General features: G+C 62.1%; 21 protein-coding genes. 2 read left to right on the top strand and 19 right to left on the bottom strand.

What is annotated here, in order from left to right:
- Positions 1-17 precede the first annotated feature (17 nt).
- On the top strand, positions 18-848 hold the full coding sequence (locus tag V7R84_RS01695; protein WP_338571382.1) for an EamA family transporter: 831 nt from the start codon (positions 18-20) through the stop codon (positions 846-848).
- 54 nt (positions 849-902) lie between these two features.
- Here the strand turns inward: V7R84_RS01695 and aspS are convergent, their stop codons facing one another.
- The 3 genes from aspS to V7R84_RS01680 all read right to left on the bottom strand — a co-directional run bounded on the left by aspS (position 903) and on the right by V7R84_RS01680 (position 4,807).
- Positions 903-2,690: an aspartate--tRNA ligase gene (aspS, locus tag V7R84_RS01690; protein ID WP_338571380.1), complete on the bottom strand. Its 1,788-nt coding sequence runs from the start codon at positions 2,688-2,690 to the stop codon at positions 903-905.
- A 104-nt stretch (positions 2,691-2,794) separates the two neighbouring features.
- Positions 2,795-4,126 carry a histidine--tRNA ligase gene (gene hisS, locus V7R84_RS01685; protein WP_338571378.1) on the bottom strand — a complete coding sequence of 444 codons (1,332 nt, stop codon included), beginning with the start codon at positions 4,124-4,126 and terminating at the stop codon, positions 2,795-2,797.
- Between the two features lie 3 nt (positions 4,127-4,129).
- On the bottom strand, positions 4,130-4,807 hold the full coding sequence (locus V7R84_RS01680) for an MBL fold metallo-hydrolase (protein WP_338571377.1): 678 nt from the start codon (positions 4,805-4,807) through the stop codon (positions 4,130-4,132).
- Positions 4,808-4,911: 104 nt separating this feature from the next.
- Here V7R84_RS01680 and V7R84_RS01675 point away from each other — a divergent pair, with 104 nt between their 5' ends.
- Positions 4,912-6,159: a DUF349 domain-containing protein gene (locus V7R84_RS01675; protein WP_338571375.1), complete on the top strand. Its 1,248-nt coding sequence runs from the start codon at positions 4,912-4,914 to the stop codon at positions 6,157-6,159.
- A 144-nt stretch (positions 6,160-6,303) separates the two neighbouring features.
- Here the strand turns inward: V7R84_RS01675 and V7R84_RS01670 are convergent, their stop codons facing one another.
- The 16 genes from V7R84_RS01670 to V7R84_RS01595 form a co-directional block, all read right to left on the bottom strand.
- On the bottom strand, positions 6,304-8,583 hold the full coding sequence (locus V7R84_RS01670) for a bifunctional (p)ppGpp synthetase/guanosine-3',5'-bis(diphosphate) 3'-pyrophosphohydrolase (protein ID WP_338571372.1): 2,280 nt from the start codon (positions 8,581-8,583) through the stop codon (positions 6,304-6,306).
- A 36-nt stretch (positions 8,584-8,619) separates the two neighbouring features.
- A complete protein-coding gene (locus tag V7R84_RS01665) occupies positions 8,620-9,642 on the bottom strand; it encodes a potassium channel family protein (protein ID WP_338571370.1) in 1,023 nt (340 codons plus the stop codon).
- Between the two features lie 49 nt (positions 9,643-9,691).
- Positions 9,692-10,213 (bottom strand): adenine phosphoribosyltransferase, encoded by a 522-nt coding sequence (locus V7R84_RS01660; RefSeq protein ID WP_338571368.1) that lies wholly within the window; start codon positions 10,211-10,213, stop codon positions 9,692-9,694.
- Positions 10,210-11,331, bottom strand: a complete 1,122-nt coding sequence (secF, locus tag V7R84_RS01655) for a protein translocase subunit SecF (protein WP_338571366.1) — start codon at positions 11,329-11,331, stop codon at positions 10,210-10,212. The genes V7R84_RS01660 and secF overlap by 4 nt, the downstream gene beginning before the upstream one ends.
- Positions 11,331-12,836: a protein translocase subunit SecD gene (gene secD, locus V7R84_RS01650; RefSeq protein WP_412728100.1), complete on the bottom strand. Its 1,506-nt coding sequence runs from the start codon at positions 12,834-12,836 to the stop codon at positions 11,331-11,333. Before secD ends, secF begins: the two co-directional genes overlap by 1 nt.
- 62 nt (positions 12,837-12,898) lie before the next feature.
- Entirely contained in the window at positions 12,899-13,288 is a 390-nt protein-coding gene (yajC, locus tag V7R84_RS01645) for a preprotein translocase subunit YajC (protein ID WP_338571362.1), read from the bottom strand.
- 51 nt (positions 13,289-13,339) lie between these two features.
- On the bottom strand, positions 13,340-14,359 hold the full coding sequence (gene ruvB, locus V7R84_RS01640; RefSeq protein WP_338571360.1) for a Holliday junction branch migration DNA helicase RuvB: 1,020 nt from the start codon (positions 14,357-14,359) through the stop codon (positions 13,340-13,342).
- 10 nt (positions 14,360-14,369) lie between these two features.
- The gene (ruvA, locus tag V7R84_RS01635; protein WP_338571357.1) at positions 14,370-14,978 is read right to left on the bottom strand and encodes a Holliday junction branch migration protein RuvA; all 609 of its coding nucleotides are present in this window, start codon (positions 14,976-14,978) and stop codon (positions 14,370-14,372) included.
- Positions 14,975-15,487: a crossover junction endodeoxyribonuclease RuvC gene (gene ruvC / locus V7R84_RS01630; protein WP_338573774.1), complete on the bottom strand. Its 513-nt coding sequence runs from the start codon at positions 15,485-15,487 to the stop codon at positions 14,975-14,977. The genes ruvA and ruvC overlap by 4 nt, the downstream gene beginning before the upstream one ends.
- Positions 15,488-15,527: 40 nt before the next feature.
- The gene (locus V7R84_RS01625) at positions 15,528-16,301 is read right to left on the bottom strand and encodes a YebC/PmpR family DNA-binding transcriptional regulator (RefSeq protein ID WP_338571354.1); all 774 of its coding nucleotides are present in this window, start codon (positions 16,299-16,301) and stop codon (positions 15,528-15,530) included.
- A gap of 48 nt (positions 16,302-16,349) precedes the next feature.
- A complete protein-coding gene (locus V7R84_RS01620) occupies positions 16,350-17,300 on the bottom strand; it encodes a GNAT family N-acetyltransferase (RefSeq protein WP_338571351.1) in 951 nt (316 codons plus the stop codon).
- 9 nt (positions 17,301-17,309) lie between these two features.
- On the bottom strand, positions 17,310-18,050 hold the full coding sequence (locus V7R84_RS01615; RefSeq protein ID WP_338571349.1) for a hypothetical protein: 741 nt from the start codon (positions 18,048-18,050) through the stop codon (positions 17,310-17,312).
- Positions 18,047-19,561 carry a lactate racemase domain-containing protein gene (locus V7R84_RS01610; protein WP_338571347.1) on the bottom strand — a complete coding sequence of 505 codons (1,515 nt, stop codon included), beginning with the start codon at positions 19,559-19,561 and terminating at the stop codon, positions 18,047-18,049. Before V7R84_RS01610 ends, V7R84_RS01615 begins: the two co-directional genes overlap by 4 nt.
- Complete coding sequence (locus tag V7R84_RS01605) at positions 19,558-21,909, bottom strand: SDR family oxidoreductase (RefSeq protein WP_338571344.1); 2,352 nt, start codon at positions 21,907-21,909, stop codon at positions 19,558-19,560. The genes V7R84_RS01610 and V7R84_RS01605 overlap by 4 nt, the downstream gene beginning before the upstream one ends.
- Complete coding sequence (gene priA / locus V7R84_RS01600; protein ID WP_338571342.1) at positions 21,906-22,685, bottom strand: bifunctional 1-(5-phosphoribosyl)-5-((5-phosphoribosylamino)methylideneamino)imidazole-4-carboxamide isomerase/phosphoribosylanthranilate isomerase PriA; 780 nt, start codon at positions 22,683-22,685, stop codon at positions 21,906-21,908. Before priA ends, V7R84_RS01605 begins: the two co-directional genes overlap by 4 nt.
- Before the next feature lie 41 nt (positions 22,686-22,726).
- Positions 22,727-23,323, bottom strand: coding sequence for a hypothetical protein (locus tag V7R84_RS01595; protein WP_338571341.1), 597 nt, complete (start codon positions 23,321-23,323; stop codon positions 22,727-22,729).
- Between the last annotated feature and the right edge of the window lie 54 nt (positions 23,324-23,377).

The following is a 23,377-nucleotide window of genomic DNA, read 5'->3' as shown; positions in this document are numbered from 1 at the left end:
CGGTTCTGCTGGTGTTGATGGCAACCACCTCGGTACAGATCGGTTCCTCTCTGGCTAAAGGATTGTTCGTCGCGACCCCACCACAGGTGGCGGCCTGGTTGCGTATTCTGTTCGCTGCTTTGTTCCTGAGCGCCGTGTTCCGTCCCACCCTACGCGGTCGCAGCCGGGGACAGTGGCTCTCGGCTGTGGGATACGGGGTTGCGCTCACGGGCATGAGCGCAATCTTTTATCTGTCGATCCAGCGCATTCCTGTCGGCATGGCGGTGACCTTCGAGTTCCTGGGCCCGTTGACCGTCGCCGCGTTCGGTTCCAAACGCAGGCGTGATCTGATCTGGGTGGCCCTCGCCGCTCTGGGGGTGGTTCTTCTTGGGATCAGCCCGGCCCCGCTGGAACCCGTGGGCGTGGTCTTGGCTCTGCTGGCCGGGGCCTGCTGGGGCGCCTATATCCTGCTCACCCCCACCCTCGGTGCCCGTTGGGAGGGCTTCTCCGGATTGACCGTGGGTTTCTGGATCGCAGCCATCCTGCTGCTTCCTGTGACCTTGATCACAGCCATCTCGGGCGAGTATTCCTGGGCCCTGGACCCGGGTGTTTGGGGCATGGGGCTGGCCCTCGGCCTGCTCAGCTCCGCCGTCCCCTTCCCTCTCGAGATGCGGGCTCTGCAACGCATGTCTCGAGCCACGTTTGGCGTCCTGACGAGCCTTGAACCAGCGGCTGCCGCACTCGTCGCCTTCCTGCTTCTGGGCGAACAGCTCGGAGCCCTGGAACTGACCGCCATGGCGCTGGTGATCCTCGCAAGCGTCGGATCTATCCGAAGCTCCTCGAATGGCGAAAACCCTGACAAATCCTGAGTCGGCTGATCGGTGTCCATGCCACCCCGCGCCGGTCGGCATGGACACTGCGAATCACGACCTCGCGTTCTTTTCGCTCGGCTTGGAATCGACCCCAGCTTCCCTGCGCTGTTGGGCGGTGATCGGGGCCGGTGCCGCGGTCAGCGGATCGTAGCCCCCTCCCGACTTCGGGAAGGCGATGACCTCGCGGATCGACTCTGCACCGCTGAGCAGGGCGACGATCCGGTCCCACCCAAAGGCGATGCCGCCGTGCGGCGGGGCGCCGAAGGCGAACGCATCCAACAGGAAACCGAATTTCTCCTGCGCCTGTTCCTGCGTGATGCCCATCACTTTGAACACTCGCTCTTGCACGTCACGGCGGTGGATACGGATGGACCCACCGCCGATCTCGTTTCCATTGCAGACCATGTCGTAGGCGTAGGCGGTGGCCTCTCCCGGGTGTTCGTCGAAGCTTTCGAGCCACTCAGGTTTGGGCGAGGTGAAGGCGTGGTGCACGGCGGTCCAGGCCCCTTCACCAACAGCGACATCTCCCTCTGCCTTCGCCTCGGATGCGGGTTTGAACAGGGGCGCGTCAACCACCCACACGAAACTCCAGGAGTTTTCGTCAATCAGCCCGCAGCGACGGGCGATCTCGTCGCGGGCCGCACCCAGGAGGTTCTGGGATGCGGTACGTTCCCCGGCGGCGAAGAAGATACAGTCGCCGGGTTTCGCCCCGGTGCGTTCCGGCAGCGCGGCCAGTTCTGTATCGGAGAGGTTCTTAGCGACCGGTCCACCCAGTTCCCCGGCATCGGAGACGGTGACGTACGCCAGGCCTTTCGCACCGCGCTGTTTCGCCCACTCCTGCCAGGCATCGAACTGGCGTCGCGGTTGCGACGCACCGCCGGGCATGACCACAGCCCCCACGTACGAAGCCTGGAACACGCGGAACCCGGTCTCGGAGAAGACATCGGTCAGTTCCGTCAGCTCCACGTCAAAACGCAGGTCCGGTTTGTCCGAACCGTAGCGGTTCATGGCGTCGGCGAAGCTCAGGCGCGGGAAGGGGATCGACAGTTCGATCCCCTTGATGGCCCAGATCTCCTTGACAATGGCCTCCCCCAGCTCGATCACGTCTTCCTGATCAACGAAACTCATCTCAATGTCGAGCTGGGTGAATTCCGGTTGCCGATCGGCGCGGAAGTCCTCGTCGCGATAGCAGCGGGCAATCTGGTAGTAGCGTTCCATTCCCGCCACCATCAGAAGCTGCTTGAACAGCTGTGGGCTCTGTGGCAGCGCGTACCAGGAACCAGGATTGAGCCGTGCCGGCACCAGGAAATCGCGGGCCCCCTCCGGTGTGGAGCGGGTCAAAGTAGGGGTCTCGATCTCGACGAAATCACGTTCCCCCAGCACCTTCCGGGCTGCCTGGTTCACCTTGGAACGCAGCCGGAGCGCAGCGGCAGGTGCTGGTCGCCTCAGATCCAGATAGCGGTGTTTCAGACGCGCCTCCTCGCCGACGGTGACGCGTTCGTCGATCTGGAAGGGCAACGGAGCCGACGGGTTAAGCACCTCCAGCTCGGAGATCGCGACCTCGATATCCCCGGTCGGCAGATCCGGGTTGGCGTTACCCTCGGGGCGGGTCTCGACCACGCCGGTGACCTTGATGCAGAACTCGTTGCGCAGATCGTGCGCGCCGGAGGAGGCCAGTACCTCGTCCCGGACCACCACCTGGGCGACACCGGAGGCGTCCCTCAGGTCGATGAACGCCACGCCGCCGTGGTCACGTCGCTTCGCCACCCAGCCGGCGAGCACCACCTCTTGACCCACGTTCGCAGCCCTCAGCTCACCCGCGTGGTGTGTGCGCAACATGCAGTTTCCTCTCTTCTCCGGCCGCGTGGACGGTACAGCCAGCCAGCGACGAATCCTACCCGGGCATGTCGTCTTGATGTGATTGCCTTTCCAGCATGAAATGTTCAGCCTCGGACGACCCGCGGGGCAGTGTCCTCAATCGGTGGCAACCAGGCATCCGGATCTGCCGGTAGCTGCTCCCCCGAGCGGATGTCCTTGACCGAATCCTCAAGACCGGCTCCGAACCAGACGAACGGAATTCCTCTGCGTTCGGCGAACCGGATCTGGCGCCCGAACTTGTCGGCCCTAGGGGCGACCTCACACGCGATGCCGCGTTGTCTCAGTCTGCGTGCCACGGATATCGCCCGATCTCGGGTCTCTTCCGCATCGACCGCCACCAGGACCGCCGACGGGACGCTGCGGGTGGCACTCAAGACGCCCTTGCCGATCAAGGGGGCAAGTATCCGGGTGACGCCGAAGGAATACCCGACTCCGGGGAAGGTCGTTCTCCCATCGCTAGCCAAGGAATCGTACCGACCACCCGATGCCACGGAACCGAGTTTCTCCGAGCCCAGCAGCAAAGTTTCGTAGACGGTACCCGTGTAGTAGTCGAGTCCCCGCGCGATCCTGAGATCCGCCACCACCCGACCCGCTTCGGCACCGCGTGCGATCCTGATGAGCGAGGCAAGATCCGTCAGGCCCTCCTCCAGCATCTCGTGGGTGACGCCCAGGGCCTGCACTTGATCGACGAAGGACTCGTCCTCGGAGCTGATACCCGCCAGAGCGACGCAGGCACGGGCCTGGGTTTGCCCCAGTCCCACCTGCTCGGTCAACAGTTCGACCACAACATCCGGCCCCACTTTGTCGTACTTGTCGACGCGCTGAAGCACGGCTGCAGTGTCTTCGATCCCGAGTCCCCGGTAGAACCCCTCCGAGAGTTTCCGGTTGTTGACCCTGATACTCACCGGCGGCAGCCCCATGTCCCGGTGCAGTTTCCCGAAGACGTCCAAGGCCACTAGGGGGATCTCGACGTCGTGGTGGTCGGCCAGCTGGTCGCGTCCTACGATGTCGATGTCGGCCTGGGTGAATTCCCGATAGCGTCCTTCCTGCGGACGTTCACCACGCCAGACCTTCTGCACCTGGTAGCGGCGGAAGGGAAAGTTCAGGTGCCCTGAATGCTCCAGCACATAGCGGGCGAAAGGCACCGTCAGGTCGAAGTGGAGGCCGAGTTCATCCGCTTCCCCTTCCTGTGCATGCAGGCGCCTGACGACGTAGATCTCCTTGTCAATCTCCCCCTTGCGGGCCAGTTGCTCGAGGGGTTCGACGGCCCGGGTCTCAATGGGAGCAAAGCCATGGAGTTCGAAGGTGGATGTGATGGCTGCGAGCACCTGGTTCTCCACCAGGCGCCCGGTTGGAAGGAACTCGGGGAAACCGGAGATCGGTGTAGGGCGTGCCATGGCTCAATCCTTCAAGAAATCAGCTTGCAGGTAGGGATTGTGAAGTTTTTCGGTCCCGACGGTGGTGGGTTCCCCATGTCCGGGCAACAGTACGGTCTCGTCGGGGAAGGTCTCGACGATTCGGCGCAGGGTGATACGCATCTGTTCCAGATCCCCTCCGGGAAGATCGGTACGCCCAATGGTGCCTCGGAAGATCACGTCTCCAGTCAACAACACCTTCCCGGTGTCGTCCCCGACTTCCAGGAGTGTCGATCCGGGGGTATGGCCCGGAGCGATGTGAGGTCTGATTTCAAGCCCGCAGGGGACCTGGAAGACCTCATGGTCCCGCAAGTCGGCAGGACGCTCCAGCAGATCCTCGCCGAGGAGCTGCCGTATCAGGGGCACCAACCGGGTTCCCAATCCTGCGGAAGGCCGGGTGAGCATCTCCTGGTCGGCTTTCGCGCATCGAACAGGAACGTCCCATACGGCCGCCAGGGTCGCAGCATCACCGACGTGATCGAGATGTCCGTGTGTGCACAGGATGACCTCCGGATGCCAACCGAGACGATTCAGGGCGGCAGAGACCAGCTCGGATCCCTTCACGCCCGGATCGACGACAAGACAGCCGTTCTCATCCGGATCAGCCGCGATGAGGTAGCAGTTCGCGGTCCACGGGGAAACGGGAATGGTCTCAATGCGCACGCGCCCAACTGTATGGCAGCGATCCGGGGGTGTGCACAAAAAGGTTTCGCGGAACCTTCGCACCCGCCCTGTCCCCTGAAGGATTTGCCCGCTAGATTGTGTGCATGAGTCAACAGCAAGCGCCCGCGGACTTTGGTCGTGTCGATCCGGACGGCACCGTCTATGTTCGCGTCGGTGACACAGAGAGAAGTGTCGGGCAGATCCCCGATTCCACCGCTGAGGAGGCTTTGACGTTCTACACACGACGCTATGAGAACCTAGCCGCTGAGGTGACTCTGCTCGTCTCCCGCGTGGAGGCCCAGGCTATGTCCCCCGAGGATGCGCACAAGGCCATTGCCACCACTCGCGCCACCGTCACAGAGGCGAATGCCGTTGGTGATCTTGCGGCCCTCGCAGCCCGATTGGACGCTCTCGAGGAGCTGCTCCCGGCTCAGATCGAGACGCGCAAGGCTGCCCGCGCAGAGCAGAACGCGTCCACTATCGCCGCCAAACAGGCGATGGTGGACGAGGCCGAGTCCCTGGCAGGTGGCAACGACTGGCGCCACGGAGTGGATCGATTCCGGGAGCTTCTGGAGGAGTGGAAGGCGCTGCCCCGCGTCGACCGCACCACCGACAACGACCTATGGCACCGGTTCAGCTCGGCACGCACCCAATACACACGCCGACGCAAGGCTCATTTCTCCGAGCTGAACGCACGCCGCGACGAGGCGAAACGCCTCAAGGAAGAAATCATCGAGGAGGCCACTCCCTTGGCCGAATCCACTGATTGGGGGCCAACCTCGGGCGCTTTCCGCGATCTGATGGCTCGTTGGAAGGCAGCCGGATCCGCCCGGAGGGCAGACGACGAATCCCTGTGGGCCAGGTTCCACGCCCTACAGGACACATTCTTCAACGCCCGCTCAGCTGCCCAGCACGCCGCGGATGATGCGCAGGCGGAGAACCTCAGGACAAAAACCGCACTTCTGGAACAGGCAGAACGAGACCTCGAGGGGGTGACGGATGTCGACGCCGCCAAGAGCACTCTTCGTGGATTCTTGTCCAAGTTCTCCGAAATCGGTCACGTACCTCGGGCAGCCATGCGTGACCTTGATTCTCGGGTCAGGAAACTTTCCGACCGGGTCAGCGAATTGGAGGCCGAGCGCTGGCGCCGCACCGATCCCGAAGCCCGTAAACGTGCAGAGGACACCGTTGCCTTGTTCCAGTCGCAGGTGGACAAGCTCACCAAGGATCTTGAGGCGGCGGAGGCCGCAGGTGATGCGCGCAAAGCGAAGGATGTGCGCACATCGCTGGAGACCTACACATCCTGGTTGGACCAGGCCCGGCAAACCCTTCAGGATTTCCAGGACATGTAAGCAAACACGATCGGGTCCTCTCCCTCACGTGCTAAGGGAGAGGACCCGATCTCTGGGGTCTGCCGGGTGGCCGTTCGTATCCGCCCTACGCGTGCGAAGCCGAGGATCGTGGCCTCTGGAGGAGAAGAACTGGCCCTCCTGGTGTCAGGAATTCGTGCGGAAGGCGTCATAGACCCCGGGAACCCGCCGTACCTGCTTCAGGACGTGGTTCAGGTGTCTTGGGTCCGGTGACTCGAAGGTGAGCCTTCCGGAGAATTTCTTGTTGCGCCCCGAGGTCAACGTGGCCTCGAGAATATCGACGTGCAGGTCTGAGATCACTCGGCTGACATCCGCCAACAGTCCCGCCCGGTCAATGCCTTCGACCTGGATCGTGACGGGGAATTGCCCGCCTTCTGTCTTGTCCCAGGCGACCTTCACCAGCCTCTCCGGGGTTTCTTGCAGGGCGGGAACGTTCGTGCAGTCGGCACGGTGCACTGACACCCCATCGGTCCGGGTGACGAAGCCCGTGATCACATCCCCAGGGATCGGGTGGCAACAACGTGCCAGTTTGACGACCATTGTCGGGTCGTCATCCACCAGCACGCGGGGTTCCGTGGCGCGGGGACGTCTCCGGGAATTTCGCATCCCCTCGTCCTCGGTGATGGTCTCCACGGCCTCGTCCTCGCCCCCGACGAGTTCTATCAGGTGGGTGACCACGGCCTGGGCGCCGATCTGTCCCTCTCCTATCGCTTTGTAGAGACCGGAGACATCCGCGTGGCGCAGTTCGTTGGCGACAGCGGTGAGGTTCTCCAGGGTGAGGAGACGCTGCATCGGCAAACCAGTACGCCGAAGCCGCCTCGCCAACATCTCCTTACCGTCCTCGATCGCCTCGTCACGACGTTCTCGAGAAAAGTACTGCTTGATCTTCTGACGGGCACGGCTGGTGGCGACAAACCCAAGCCAATCGCGACTCGGCCCGGCATTCGGGGATTTCGAGGTGAGAATCTCCACTTTGTCGCCCTGGGCAAGTTTCGTCGACAGTGCCACCAGGCGACCGTTCACCCGGGCACCGATACAGCGATACCCGACCTCTGTGTGCACCGAGAAGGCGAAATCTACAGGAGTCGCGCCCACCGGCAGGGCGTTCACCTCACCTTTCGGGGTGAACACGTAGATTTCATCGGAGTTGATCTCGAACAGCACCGAGTCGAGGAATTCCGTCGGGTCCTCGGTTTCCTTGCTCATCACCCCGAGCTGGTGCATGGCGCGCAACCCCGCCTCTTCGGGGGTGACCCCATTGCGCAAATTCTCCTTGTACTTCCAGTGCGCCGCGACGCCGTACTCGGCACGACGGTGCATCTCGTGGGTGCGAATCTGCAGCTCAACAGGTTCGCCTCGATCTCCAAGCACTGTGGTGTGCAGGGACTGGTACATATTGAATTTCGGGTTCGCGATGTAATCCTTGAACCTGCCCGGGATCGGTTTCCACTTGGAATGAGCAACCCCGAGCACGCCGTAGCAGTCCCGCACGTTGTCGACCAGCACCCGCAACCCGATGAGATCGTAGATATCGGCGAAATCACGACCCCGGACCATCATCTTCTGATAGATCGAGTAGAAGTGTTTGGGTCGACCGTAGATGGTCGCCTTGATCTTGTTGTCCGCCATTAGCTGTTTGAACTGCGCAATCAAATCCCGCAGATAGCGTTCCCGTCCCGGTGCCTGCTGGGCCACAAGGTCCGCGATCTCTGAGTACACCTTGGGCTCGATGGCTTGGAAGGATAGATCCTCCAACTCCCATTTGACGGTGTTCATGCCCAGCCGGTGGGCCAGCGGGGCGAAAATATTGAGGGTTTCCGTGGCGATCCTGACTTGTTTGTCGGGGCGGAGAAAACCGATGGTTCGCATGTTGTGGAGACGATCAGCAAGTTTGATCACAAGGACCCGCACCTCTTCGGAGGTGGCCATGATCATCTTCCGGATTGTTTCGGCTTTGGCAGTTTCGCCATAGGTCACCTTGTCCAGTTTCGTGACCCCGTCCACCATCCGGGCAACCTCGTCGGTGAACTCTTCGCGCAACTGATCGAGCGTGTACTCGGTGTCCTCGACCGTGTCGTGCAGCAGAGCAGCGACCAGCACGGGTTCAGTCATGCCCAGCTCAGCGAGGATGGTGGCCACTGCCAGCGGATGGGTGATGTAGGGATCCCCGGACTTGCGTTTCTGCCCCCGGTGAAGCTGTTCCGCAGTGCGATAAGCATGCTCGATCAGCGACAGATCAGCCTTGGGATGGCTCGCCTTGATGATCTTGAAAAGAGGATCGAGCACGGCGGAACGAGGTCTGACGGCCCCCAGCCTGGCCAAACGGTGCCGCATTCGAAGCCGCGGCTGTTCCGGTCCGCTGGTCAGGCGTCGCAATGCTCCTTGGTGCGTCACCTGCTCAGCCATAGTGAAAGTTTAGTGCGATCGACGCAGATGTCTGGCTCAGTCATCGGTGTCTCGCAGGTTGGGTCGTTCCGCACGACGCACGACGATCAGTTGATCACCGGTCTGGATACTAGACGCCGTGGAATCGTAGAAACGCCGCAGAGTTCCGTTGCGGATAATTCCGATGACCTGCTCCCCCTTGACATCGTTCGGGGACCGTCCTACCTCACTAGGTATCGCCTGTCGTTGCTGAACCTCCAGGCCTGTTCCTGCAGTCAGCAAATCCTGGATGATGGCTCCGAGCTCCGGGCCAACCGCCGACAGGCCGAGCAGCCGTCCAACCGTGTCCGAGGAGGTCACCACAGACGTGGCACCCGACTGGCGGACCAAGGCAACGTTGTCCTTCTCACGAACGCTGACGATGATGCTGGCCCCGGGGTTGAGCTGCCTGGCGGTGAGCGTGGTGAGAATAGCGGCATCGTCGCGGGACAAACAAATGATGATCTTCCGGGCTTTGGACACCTCGGCCCGCCGCAACAGATCACGGCGTGTCGCATCCCCCAGAAAGGAGGCCAACCCGTCGAGGTTGGCTTCATTCACCGCGACGTCACTGCTGTCAATGACGACGATCCGGTCGTCCGGTTCCCCGTGACGACGAAGAGTGTTGATTGCGCTGCGGCCCTTCGTGCCGTAGCCGATCACGACAACGTGATTGCGCATTTTCTGCCTCCACTGCAGGTCACGGATGGCGCGGCTGCCCTCATCGGCCAGCACAGCGATGGTGGTACCGACCAACAGCACCAGGAAGCCGACACGCATCGGGGTGATGAGGATCGCATTCAGGAGCCGGGCGTGCGGGGCAAGAGGGGTGATGTCGCCGTAACCCGTGGTGGTCATTGTGACCGTTGAGTAGTACAGAGCATCGATGAAACTAACCCCGTCGTGGCGGCTGTTGTCGATGTAAGAATCGCGGTCCAGCCACACAACAAAGGTGCTGATCATCAACAGCAGGAGCGCCAGCACACCTCGTTTGCCGAGCTCACGCAGCGGCTGGACCTGCGGACGAGGCATGCTCACCATTGAGGTGGCATACCCCTTGGGAACCCGCTTCCTCAGTCTGCCCACGGCCCTAGCTCGTCAGAACCGCCGAACAACTACTGATTCCCTGCTCAGCAAGCTTTTCCCTGCCACCGAGGGCTGTGAGCTCGAGGAGCACGCTCACGTGCACAAGCTCTGCTCCGAGTCGTTTCAGCAATGCTGCCGTGGCGGCGATGGTGCCTCCGGTGGCGAGCACGTCATCCACGATGAGCACACGTGCCCCCGCGACGAGGGCATCCGCGTGCATGGTGAGGGTCGCCGTGCCGTATTCGAGATCGAAGGATTCGCTTAACACAGGACGTGGCAACTTCCCTGGTTTCCGGACCGGCACGAACCCGGCTCCGAGGGCCAGGGCAACGGGGGTGGCAAAGATGAATCCCCGAGCTTCCATACCAACCACCACGTCAATGGCCTCGGGAGCTGACGCCACAATTGCGTCAACCGCTTGCCGGAGACCCTCGGGGGAGGCCAGCAATGGGGTGATGTCTTTGAAGACCACCCCGGGTTTGGGCCAGTCCGGTACGTCCGCGATCAGGGAGGAAATCAAGCTCATCGCTTCTGACGCTTCCTCTGCTCGCGCGACAGGTTGCTGCGCTGTTGTCTGCGTGTTCCCGAGGCGACGACGGCCTCGCTGCCCGAGACGTCCTCCTTGTCGTCGGTTGTCTCCCTGGACAGTTTGCGTTCGGCCTTGGCGGTCGCACGTTCGGCCTTGCGCGCCAGTGATGCGCGGTGGGCGATCTGGTCAGGTTCCCGTTCTTTCATCTGCACCAGCAGCGGGGTGGCGATGAAGATAGAGGAGTAGGCACCAGCGATCATGCCGATGAACAGCGCTAGGCCGAGATCGGCGAGAGGACCACTGCGCAACATGGCACCACCGATCAGCAGGGCGGTGACCGGCAGGATCCCGATCAGGGTGGTGTTCAGGGACCGGATCAGCACCTGGTTGATCGCCAGGTTGGCTGATTCCCCGTATGTCCTCCCGCTGTCCTTCAGGTTCCTCGTGTTCTCCGTCACCCGGTCGAAGACCACCACGGTGTCGTAGAGGGAGTATCCGAGAATGGTCAGCACACCGATGACGGTCGCAGGAGTGACAGTGAAACCGATCAGGGCATAGATGCCAATGGTAACCACCAGGTCGTGAGCCAGAGCTATAACGGCTGCCAGGGACATCTTCCAGTTTCGGAACCAGAAACCGATCAGCACCATCACGAGCGCTATGAAAACCGTCAGGGCTATCAGCGCCTGCCGAGAGATCTGCTCACCCCACGAGGCACCAATCGCCGTGTAGGTGACGTCAGCGGGTTTCACGTTTGCCAGCGCGGCGATGGCGGTACGAACCGAGACGGTCTCCTCGGGATCGAGAGCGCGCGTCTGGATCCGCACGGCACTCTCCCCGAGGGAGAAGACCTGGGCGCCAAGGTCCTTGACCTCGAAACCGGCCACCTTGGCACGTACCTCGTCGACGGTGGTCTCGGTGACGGGCAGCGCCACCTGAAAGTCGGTTCCGCCCCGGAAGTCGATGCCAAGAACCAGCCCCTTGAAACCTACCGCCAAGAAGCAGACAGCGAGGATCACGGCTGAGAACGTGTACCAGAACTTCTTGTGCCCGACGAAGTCGTAGGAGATCTGGCCCGTATAGAAGCGGTGGGCCAGCCCGTGTTTGGTAGACATCAGGCCTCCTTGGCGCGGTGGGTGCGGCGACTGCGACGGCCCAGCAGGGAATCTCGGCTGACACCCATGTGGCTGGCGTCAAGACCCGAGAGCCGATGGCCTTCACCAAAGAACTTGGTGTGTCCCAGCAGCTGCACGAGCGGTTTGGTGAAGAAGAAGCAGACCGCCAAGTCAAGCAGGGTGGTCAGGCCGAGGGAGAATGCGAAACCCTTCACCCCGCCAACAGCGAGGATGAACAGGACGATGGCAGACAGGATGGACACCATGTCCGCGACCAGGATCGTGGGTCTGGCCTTGGTCCACCCCGTCATGAGTGCGGATCTGAGACTTCGTCCGTCACGTATCTCGTCACGAATGCGTTCGAAGTAGATGACGAAGGAGTCGGCCGTCACACCGATTGCCACAATCGCACCGGCGATGGCCGGGAGGTTCAGGGTGAATCCCATCGCCTCGCCGAGAACCACCATGGAGGCATAGGTCGCGAGTGCCGCAACACCGAGGGAACCGATCACCACAAGTCCCAAACCGCGGTAGTAGACGAGACAGTACAGGATCACGAGCGCGAGGCCGATACCGCCTGCGAGCAGGCCGACACGGAGCTGTTCACCGCCGAGTGTGGGAGAGACCGTCTCCACCTGGGATGGCTCGAAGTTGAGGGGCAGCGCGCCGAATTTCAGGATGTTGGCGAGTTCGGCCGCAGACTCTGCGGTAAAGCTGCCGGTGATCTGGGCCTGGCCGTTGGTGATGGCGCTCTGAACGCGCGGTGCGGACTGCACCACGCCATCGAGCACCACCGCGAACTGGTTGGCCGGCGCCTGCTTGGAGACCATTGCTGTGGTCATCTGACTGAAGGTGCTCGTGCCCGCCTCATCGAACTCGAGGGTCACCACATGGGCAATCTGCCCCTGCGGAACCCCGGAGTTGGCCCTGACGACACGTTCGCCGACGATGGCCGCGGGTCCGAGGAGGTATTTCATCTGCCCCGTCGGATCGCAACCAACCGTGGCCCTGTCCAGTGGGGACTCGACCTTGTCGCTGCATTTGAACTCTTTGAATGCCTGGTTGTCCTGCTCCGTTGCGGTGTACGCCAACACCTCATCGACGCTGAGAACGCTCCCCACCTCGCCTGGCTCCGGAGTAGGTGTGGGAAGCCCGGGGAGGTTGGGATCGGTGTTCTCCTGCGCTGCTTGGCCGACGTGAAGCACGGGGCGGAAGGTCAGTTGGGCGGTACTGCCGATCAGTTTCACCATGTCATCGCGCTGAACGTTGGGAGCGGAGACGACGATGTGTCTGTCACCAGACGTGGTCACCGATGCCTCACCGATTCCCAAGCCATCGACACGTTTCTGAATGATGTTCTTGGCCAGCTCGAGCGAGTCCTTGTCGACCGTTGAATTCGTGGCGGTCAAGGTGATGGTCATGCCCCCCTGAAGGTCGAGACCAAGCTTGGGGGACCAAGCACCGGCCGATGCCATGATCCCGAACATCGCGCCGATGGCGACCATGAAGATGAACAGCGTCAAAGCGGGTCGGGGTTTGCGGGATACCGTTGCCATATGGGCTCGATTCAGTGTTTCTCGGAAACGGGCTCTTCGCTCGCGGCGGCGTCCTTCGGCTCGGAGGCGTCAGTACCGTCCACGTTCTCCTCGCCCTCGATGGTCTCCTCCACCTCGTCGGTGAATTCGAACTCTTCCTCATCGTTCTTGGCGACGCGTGCAATGGCCTGTTTGAGGATGGTCACCTCGACACCGGGAGCCAGCTCCACGATCGCCTGTGTGTCGGCGATGTGAGAAAGAGTGGCGAAAATACCGGAGGTAAGGATGACCCGCTCACCAGGCTGCAGCGCGTCAATCTGGGACTGGTGTTCACGCATGCGCTTCTGCTGGGGCCGAATCATCAAGAAATATACGGCGCCCGCAAAGAGGACGAGCATCAAAAGCAGATCGAGACCTGGCATCTGTTCATTCCTAACGAGGCGGTTGGCGGGTTTGCCGTGGGTCAGAATAGCTCACTCGAACAATGAAGGCTCACCGACCGGAGGGCGCAGACCGAGATGTCGCCAACCAGCCGCGGTGGCGATCCGGCCACGCGGGGTGCGCATCATCAGGCCCTCACGGATCAGGAAGGGCTCCGCCACCTCGGAGACGGTCTCGGTTTCCTCCCCCACGCTGAGCGCCAAAGTGGATAGGCCGACGGGACCTCCGTCGAACAGGGTGCACAAGTTGCGCAGCACTCCCCTGTCGAGTCGGTCCAGGCCGCGTTCATCCACCTCATACAGTTCAAGGGCAGCCCGGGCATGCTCACGTTCCACCTCCCGGTGTCCCCCCACCTGGGCATAGTCACGAACCCGTCGCAGCAGGCGGTTCGCGATCCGGGGAGTACCGCGCGACCGGCCCGCGATCTCTTTGGCGGCCACATCCTTCAGCTGCACCCCCAACTTCACAGCCGATACCGCGACGATGCCCGCCAGATCTGCGGCATCGTAGAATTCCAGCTGCGCGGTAAAACCGAACCGATCCCGCAACGGCCCCGGCAGCAGACCCGCCCGGGTTGTTGCTCCAACCAGAGTGAAGGCGGGCAGATCTATCGGTATGGCAGTCGCCCCTGGTCCTTTGCCGACCACAACATCGACCCGGAAGTCCTCCATGGCGAGGTAGAGCATCTCCTCGGCGGGGCGGGCGAGTCGGTGGATCTCGTCGAGGAACAGCACATCACCCTCGTCGAGGCCCGAGAGGATCGCTGCCAGATCCCCTGCGTGTTGGATGGCGGGACCTGACGAGATGCGCAGATTCACCCCGAGCTCCGCCGCGATGATCATCGCCAGAGTGGTTTTTCCCAAACCTGGAGGCCCTGAAAGCAGCACGTGATCCGGGCTGCTGCCCCGATGCCTGGCCGCGGCCAGGACCAGACCAAGTTGGTCGCGAACCCGGGGTTGCCCCTCGAACTCGCTCAGACGCTTGGGCCGCAGAGCTGCCTCAAAGTCCTTCTCCTCAGAACGACCGACAGGATCCACCTCAGAGAAATCCATGATTTCCTCCTCAGCGTTTGGCCAATGCCCCGAGGGCAGCCCTCATCAGTTGAGCCACACCTGCGCCCTCGGCTGCCAGATCTGCAACGGCATCACACGCGGTTCCGGCCTCCTTTGTGGACCAGCCGAGCCCCTGAAGGCCCTCCAGGACCTGATCACGCCACGATTCGTTCACCACACCGGGGCTCACAGCCTCCGGCTCCGCTTCTTCCAGGGCGAGCAGACCTGCCTTGTCCTTGAGTTCCAGCACCAGCTTCTGAGCGCTTTTGTTGCCGATCCCGGGCACTCGGCACAGAGCACGCAGGTCGCCTGCGAGAATCGCTCGTTTCAAGTCGCCCGGTGACAGCACGGAGCAGATGGCTAAAGCGAGTCTGGGACCCACTCCCGATGCGCTCTGCACCAGCTCGAATGCCTCCCGCTCGGATTCGCCGCCAAAGCCGAACAACGTCAGCGAGTCCTCACGCACGACAAGGGAAGTGTGGATGGTTCTCGTCTCCCCCGGGCGCAGCGCGGCTGCCGTGGCCGGTGTGCAGTGTCCACGGAAACCCACCCCGCCGACATCAATCACGAACCAGGCGGCTCCCGCAGCTGTCACGGTACCCGTCAACTGGGAGATCATCGTTCTCCTCTCGCGGCCGCGACCAGCGCCGCATATCGATTGGTATGACCGCCTCGCCAGGCGTGACAGACGGCCAGAGCCAAGGCATCAGCTGCGTCCGCCGGTCGGGGCGGCAAATTGAGCCTCAGGATCGCGGTGACCATGGAAGTCACCTGGGACTTGTCAGCTCGTCCCGAGCCGGTGACGGCCGCCTTGACCTCGCTCGGGGTGTGGAAGGTGACAGGAAGCCCGCGCCGGGCCGCAACCAGAGCGGCGACCCCCGCAGCCTGCGCCGTGTCGATCACGGATGCCGTGTTATGCTGGGCGAACACGCGTTCGATTGCAACCACGTCGGGGGTGTGTTCGGTGAACCATTGTTCGAGTCCAGCCTCCACCTGGAGCAACCGATGAGCCACATCCAGGCCCGGGCTGGTGCGTACGACCCCGACCGCGACGAAGACGGGGGGCCGCCCCACAGTGCCATCAACCACGCCGATACCGCAACGGGTGAGGCCAGGGTCTATACCCAGAATGCGCTTTCTCTCGAACATCAGTTCGGATTATAGACGATCAATCCCCGGAATCGAGGGCAGCCGCCACCTCCGGCGTGAGGTCTAGGTTGGTGAAGACGTTCTGTACGTCATCGGAGTCCTCGAGGGCATCGATGATACGGAAGATTTTCTGGGCGAGTTCCACGGTGTCGATCTCCTGGTCGAAGGAGGCAACGAACTGCACCTCCGAGGAGTCGTAGTCAAATCCCGCCGCCTCGATGGCCTTGCGGACCTCCACCGTGTCGCCAGGATCGCAGACCACCTCCCAGGCCTCGTCCTCGTCGTTGACCTCTTCAAGACCAGCCTCGATGGCCGCTTCGAGCAGGTCATCCTCCGTGACCTCTTTGCTCTCCTGCCGTTTGGGAACCACGACCACTCCCTTGCGGGCGAACAGGCGTTGCACCGATCCGACATCCGCCATGGTGCCGCCATTGCGGGTGACCGCGACACGCACGTCCGAGGCGGAGCGGTTACGGTTGTCGGTCAGGCATTCGATCAGGATCGCGATCCCAGAGGGCCCGTAGGCCTCGTACATGATCGTCTCGTAGTCGGCGCCGCCGGATATGGCGCCGGAGCCACGTTTCACAGCGCGGTCGATGTTGTCGTTGGGGACGCTGGACTTCTTGGCCTTCTGAATGGCGTCGTAGAGCGTCGGGTTGCCACTTGGGTCCCCACCGCCCAGCCGGGCCGCCACCTCAACGTTCTTGATCAGTTTGGCGAACAGCTTGCCGCGTTTGGCGTCAATGACCGCCTTCTTGTGTTTGGTCGTAGCCCATTTGGAGTGTCCGCTCATGCATCCCGCCCTTCGGGTAGAGGTCAATTTTGCTTGAGCGAGCTTATCTCAAGCAGCCGGGATGCTCTTTCCGAACAGAGTCACGCTGTCGCGCTCCTCATACCCCAGCACCCGGTGCAGCCAGTCCGCGACCGCACGGTTGCGGGTGTCAACCCCGATTCCCGCAGCAGGACAACCGGATGCAGCCATCGAATGAAGGGACCTGCACAGCAGGGCCTGAGCCACTCCGTGATGTCGATGGGCCCTAGCTACACCCAACCGGTCGCACCACCCCTCCATCACACCGTCCAGTCCCGCGGCGTCGTCGGTCCCCGACAGACAGTATCCGACGACTTCGTCCCCGCTGATCGCGATCCATGACCAGTCGCTGCGGAAGGTCTCCTCTTTCAGTGACTCCGCCCATGCATCATCGTCTATCTGGGCGCTGAAGCACGAATTGTGCAGTTGCAGCACCTGGTGGCTGCGTTCTGGACTGAAGTTCTCAAAGACCAGCCCGGGAATGTCGTGTGGCCTGGGAAGGTCAAACAATTCTCTGTGCATGTCGAAGAAGTAGCGTTCCGCCAAGAATCCTCGCTCCAGAAGAAGATGTCGCAGGCAGACCTGATCCGCTTCCACGTAGGAGCCGAGCCAGATCGGCTCCCCTGGATGATGCTCGTCCCGCCAGGTGAGCGCCCTCTCCTCCTGCCAGGCCAACAATGCACGCCCAATTCCCTGATATCTGTGGGTTGGGTGGACCCCGCCAAGCAGAAAAAGTTTCGCAGGATGGCTTCCCGGTTCCGGGATGTTCCACCCGAATGCCGACAGATTTCCGTAGGAGTCCCAACCGCCGATGGCATCTCCCGGAGTCACGGTTTGCACACTTTCTCCGATCACCCGGTCGGTAGCGGGTAACACGAGGTCGTCCAGCGCTTCCAGCTGGGCTCTCAAGGAGAGAAGATCCTCCCAGTCATCTTGGGTGAGAATGCGCCATGCGAGATTGTTCTCGATGTAGGGATCCACGACTCCTCCTCACCCATCACTCTTCCAGATGCGCCGCTGCCAATCGGGACGCGGTGCCGTCTGTTGCCAGAGCCTACGCCAGCGGGGCATAGGCTCGCCGCTAGCCATGGGAGCATGCCTTCGGACCGCCCACCATGAGAGCTCCTCGCTGTGAAAAAGCGCACCTATCGCCCCCTGGAGTACGTCGGTTGTTTCCGTGACCGACCTGCCCCGGACATAGATCGGTGAGCCGAACCGCACGGAGATCCGGGGCCTTCGCCTCAGAGCCAGCTTCAGCACCTCGTTCAGTTTGAAGGTCCCGACGATCGCCACAGGAATTATCGGCACATTGTGCTCGGTTGCCAGTTCCGCCAGCAGCGTGGTGAATTCCCCCACCCCGCCGTCGATGAGTGAGGGTTCAGAGAAGACGACGATGCTTCGGCCCTTCGCCAGCGCACGATTGACGCTCCGGGTGGTCGTGCGCAGCCGGGCGGGCAGCACAGCTTTCAGAACCTGCCAGTCAAGGACTCCTTGTCCATTGACTGCGAAGACAACCGGCCCCTCCACTCCTGTCAACGAATCGAGACCGGCCACCTGGTAGTCCAAGCGCCAGGTCAAAGGGTTGAACGGGTTTGGGGTTTCGGTCAGGTCTGAGCGTGCCAAACGGTTGCGTTTGTGCCCCACAGGGTGTGGTGCGTCTGTCGGACGTCGCTGCACGAGCCCGAATCCCGTCCGGGCGAACCCCAGCATGTCAGAGAACCAGGTGATCACCGAGGCTCCCCGAGGATCCGTCCGGGCCCGTGCAGGTAGGTGGCGGGCTCTCGGTCACCGGTGATCTGCCAGGCCAGCTCGAGTGCGTCATCCAACGTGGTCGCTGCCCGCTGACCGAGGATACGGGTGGTTTCACGGTCCGCTCCCACCCAGATGACATCAGCCAGTCGGCTGGCTGCACGGCGAATCTCGTACCAGGTGTGGAAAACGGCCAACGGATGCCATGCATTGTGGTTGCGGTAGAGCTTCACATACCAGCCGTCGTCGAGGACCTGGGGTTCACATCTTTCATGAATCTCGGTCGGTTCCTTCGTGACAGGAAGCACCTTGGTGAAGAAATCGGCAGCCGGGGTGAGAACCCGGTTCGGGAAGATTCGGCCGAGCGGATGAAACGCGATGAGCACCCCGTCGTTCCGCAGAAAGGAATGCTCCGCATCAGTTCCCGCATCGCACAGGGCTTGGTGCGCAGCATTGACAGGTGATCCCACAGGATCCCCCGGATCGAAACTGCTACCCCACACAGAGGTCAGGAGGATTCCGGTTTGCGGCGCCGCTACGGTATTGGCGGCCCGCCACACCTCTGCGGCGCGGGCAGCTGCCTGCGTGGGAGCGCCTCCGATCACATCACAGAGTTCATAATCCGCTCGCGGCGCCGCATAAAGTTTCTGAGTACCCTGCCGAGGCATCAGAGAGACGAACTGACGAGCTGTTGCATAGGCGACCTGTTCGGGAAACCGCCACTCCCACTCGCAGTGGTTCATGAAACTCAGCTGACGCCCAAGGTAGGGCTGTCCGAGCACCGCGACCACTGAAAAAATGGGAATGGCACCGTGAATCGCCGTGACGATCTCCCGACGTGCTGAATCACTACCAGCGAATCCGCAGACACGGTTGATGGTGGCCACATCGGTTGCCCCAACCGCCAACGACATCGGTTCTCTCGGACCATGGCAGATGTCCACAGACACCACCAGGTCCGACTCCGCGATTCGCGAATTCACCCTGACAGGTTCCCCAGACAAGGTGACAACAGTAACCAAATCCTCCGCAGTCACGTCATGGCTGATGATTCTTCCCTCGGGAAGAAAAGACGTAGCGACACGATCCCCGAGGGCCTCAACGATCTCCTGACCGCCCCAACGGGGCCCCAGACCACCTGCCACCACGATGGCAACATCGTCTACCTGTGCTCTGGCGGCATGCTCGAGAACGCGCTCAAGGATGGTGCGTCTGATGTCGAAACGCATCCTCGGCTGCACCGGGTCGACATTGCCCACCACGAGTGTCAGCTTCATGTCGGGCCGCAGCAACTTTTCCAAAGATGCGCTGTCGACGGGATTCGCGAGAGCCCCCTCAACCAGAGCGACGGGGTCCGAGGAGGCAACGGGCTGTGGAGGGTAGATCACCTCGGTTCCGATAGGAAAACGCTGCAGACGAACTCTGTCCCCCGCAAGGGTGAGCAGCTGTGGGGTGTGCTCGTCGACCTTCAGCGCAAAGCCGGGACGACTCATGACGGTAGCTTCCATCTGGGGTGCATCGCATGAGAAGGCCACTCGATGATGGACCAACCGGACTCCTTTGCGGCACGCATCAAGCCGATATCGGGGCTGACCGCAACGGGATTGCCGACAGAACGCAACATCGGCAGGTCAACGTGGCTGTCCGCGTATGCGAAGGATGCTGACAGATCAACGCCGTGGAGGCCAGCGTAATGGGTGAGCCAGGCTGCCCGGGAATCCCCCACCATGGGAGGTCCGGTCAGGAAACCGGTGCACACCCCATCCTCATCCGTCGCCAGATCGGCGGCGACGATGTGGTCGAAAAGCCCCTCGAACGGTCTGGTCAAGGGGCGGATGACACCAGTGAGCAGGATCGTGGTGTGTCCCGCCTCCCGATGCTCCCGGATACGCCGGACCGCTTCGGGCGAGGTTCGGTCCAATACGAAAGACGTCAAACGTTCATCGACGAAGTGTTCCAGCTCATCCAACCGTGCACCCTCATAGCGGCGATAGACCTGCCGCAGGAAGACGCCACGATCCTTGCGTTCGGCGCCCAGGTAGTTGGGGAGCTGAGCGACAACCCTCATCAATTCCCCCGCACGCTGCGTCAGGGAAAGCTCAGGCAGCTTCAACCACAGGTAGGTTTCGATGACATTGGTGGTCATCACGGTGCCATCTAGATCGAAGGCTGCCAGCACCGTTCCAGGTTTGGCGGGTTTAAGGTCCCGGTAGGTGGCGGAGCGGGCTTTGCGACGACGCCGGGCAGCCTCGAGACGGCGTACGGGATCGGTGATGGCCGGGGCATGAACGTCTTCCAGGTAGTGAGTCCAGTCGAGATTTCCCGAATCGAACCCAAAGACCTCGCGGTCCTTCTCATGAAGGCTGTTGTGCAGTGCAAGGGTGCAGTCATCGACGAAGTGCAGTTCGGATTGGAGATACTCACCGTAGAGACCCAGGTACCTGTTGAGAAAGTCCAGCTGCTTCGCGGTCTTGTCGAGAGCCCGGGCAGCCGCGCGGGTCCTCTTCCCGCGTGGAGCGAATCCCAGCAGACAATTGCCTATCGCGACCCCTTTTTCCGCAAACCAAAGCTTGCGTTCCACCGGTTCCGGTCCCGGAAAGTTCCACGTCGCCAATTGGTGGGTGCCCTGCCCATCGCGGTATGGGTGACGCGAGAAGTAGGAGCGGATGTGTTCGTAGATACCACGGAAGGTCAGGGGGTTTCTGGCCCCCGAGGAACAGTGGTAGAACTCCGGTTCCCCCACCTTCGGTTGGGTAGCGCAGACCGCAACGATGGTGTTGACCACGTAGTCACAGGGAATGATGTCGATCACGGCATCCGGGGAGGCCGGGAACTCCGGCAACTGTCCTCGCCCATAGGCCAGGATGATCGGATCAGCCATCTTGAAGCCCTCGATCCATCCCGGGTAGGGGTATTTCAGCGACGACTCCACGATGGCAGGGCGGACAATCGAGACCTGCATGTCATGGCACAGGTCCGCAACGACCACCTCACCCATCGCTTTGGCGAAGGTGTAGACATCGGTCCACCCCAGCGAACGGGCCCGTTCCGTGCCCGCAGCCACCAATTCCTTCTTCACCCACTCGAGGCGTCGCCTTTCGGTGTCCTCGCTGGTGGTGAGGTACCCGGCGCGGCGGTGCAGTTTCTCGGCCTCCTTACGCAGCGCCGTCAATCGCTCGGAGGTACGGGACCGGGCCTCGACGAGGTCCGTCATCGCCAAAGCAGCCCGGGTCTCGGCCTCGTAGTCCACTTCGTGGGGGTGGGCGGCCTCCGGGATAGGTCCCCTGCGACGCCCCGCGGTGTAGGCCGTCGAAATGTGGACGTAGTGCGGGACGCGCACCAGGTTGCCGTTCTCGTCGGAACAAGATTCACGAAATCGTTTCAGCAACGCCTTGACGCCGAGCACGTTGGTCTTGAACGCAGCGTCGATGGGCGGGTCGAAGGAGACGTCTCCTGCGCAGTGAACCATTACATCGATGTCACGTGGTAGCTCCGGTGCGTCCGGGAGATCCCCTTCGATCACATCGATGCGATCAGCCATCAGCTTCTCCACGGAACCTGCTTCGGCGACGAGATCCTTGAAGATCTTCTTTTTCAGCAGCGATGCGACACGTTGTGTGGCGGACAGGGAGCCCTTGCGGCGTACCAGCACCGCCGTGGTCGTGTCCGGGCACTCGGTGAGGAACTTCCAGAGCATCTGCTCACCGATGAAACCGGTGACGCCTGTCATGGCAATCTTCTTGCCCGCGAGCAATTCAGCGATCCGCCCGGTCAGCAGCGGCGGGGTGTGCAGGCGTGTCGACTCTGAGGCTCCGAAACTGGTGCGTGGTGCGGGACTCATGCCGCCCCTCCAATCTGCTGCGGGCCAGCGACTTCGATGGCCTCGGCCAGAGTGAACCTGCCGAGGTAGAGGGCGGTGCCGACTATGGCCCCCTCCACGCCGTCACGGACGAGCCCTCGCAGGGCGCGCAGATCGTCCAGGGTGGAGATACCACCGGACGCGATCACGGCGGCGTCGGTGCGGGCACAGACATCACCCAACAGGTCGAGGTTCGGACCGGTCAACATGCCGTCAGAGTTGACGTCGGTGACCACAAAACGCCGACACCCGGCTGCGGCCAACCGGTCGAGGGTCTCGACCCACGGCCCCCCCTCTGTGATCCAGCCGCGAGCAGCGAGCTTCTCTCCGCGCACGTCCAGTCCGATGGCGACGCGGTCGCCGTGGGTATCGATGATCTGTTCGCACCATTCCGGTCGTTCCAGGGCGGCGGTACCGATGTTCACCCGTCGACACCCGGTGCGGAGGGCCAGCTCCAAGGATGCGTCATCCCGAATTCCCCCGGAGAGTTCAACGTCTACGTCCAGTGCGCCAATGATCTCGGCGAGCAGAGCGGCGTTGGAGCCACACCCGAAGGCGGCGTCGAGATCAACCAGATGAATCCAGGACGCGCCTTCTTCCTGCCACCTGAGTGCCGCTGCCAGCGGATCCCCGAATTCCTTCTGGGTACCTGCAACGCCTTGGACGAGTTGAACGGCCCGACCATCCTGCACATCGACTGCGGGCAACAACTGCAATGCTTCCACGACGCGCAACCCTACCGCGAAGCTGGTCTGCATGGCAGAGAGCCGCCAGCCGGGGTTAAAAGCACGAAGAGGTTCTAACAGAGCTCGCCGTCCGCGAAATGAATCTCAGAAACGTCGAGGTGCGCCATGGCTGCTCTGAGGCCTCGTTCCTGGGAATCGAGGTCGACAGCGTCCTCCAAGGGAACGTGGATGAATCCACATCTCGGTCGAATGTCCCGGGGGAAGGCGGCAGCCGCGTGCAGCACGTGATAAAGCAGAGCGTTGCAGACATAGCTTCCGGCGCTGAGAGAGAGTTCTCCTGGAATCCCGGTGGCCTGCACGGCACGCAGCATGGCTTTCACGGGCAGGGTGGAGAACCGGGCCGCTGGAGCACCGGGAATCACCGGTCGGTCCACGGGTTGGTCCCCAGCGTTGTCAGGAATACGGGCGTCGATCAGGTTGATGGCGACCCGCTCCAGGGTCAGTCCCGTTGCGCAGCCGGACAAGCCCAGACACACCACATGGGTGGGGCGATGCTCGGCCAGCAGATCCGGAACCACTTTTCTCACCGCTTCAAACTCCACCGGAAGCACCACGGTGATGGCTTCACCCTCGAGCCGGGTGATCAGTTCCGCGGAAGGATTGCGGTCGGAACCGCCAAAGGGTTCGAATCCGGTCACCAAGGTCTTCACCAAGTCAGAATATTCCCACCCGGAGTGGGTGACTCACCAGATATAGGTCGGCAG

Source organism: Arachnia propionica (assembly GCF_037055325.1).
Classification (GTDB): domain Bacteria; phylum Actinomycetota; class Actinomycetes; order Propionibacteriales; family Propionibacteriaceae; genus Arachnia.
The sequence above is the reverse complement of the archived record's forward strand: the minus strand, read 5'-3'. Positions and strand labels throughout refer to the sequence as shown.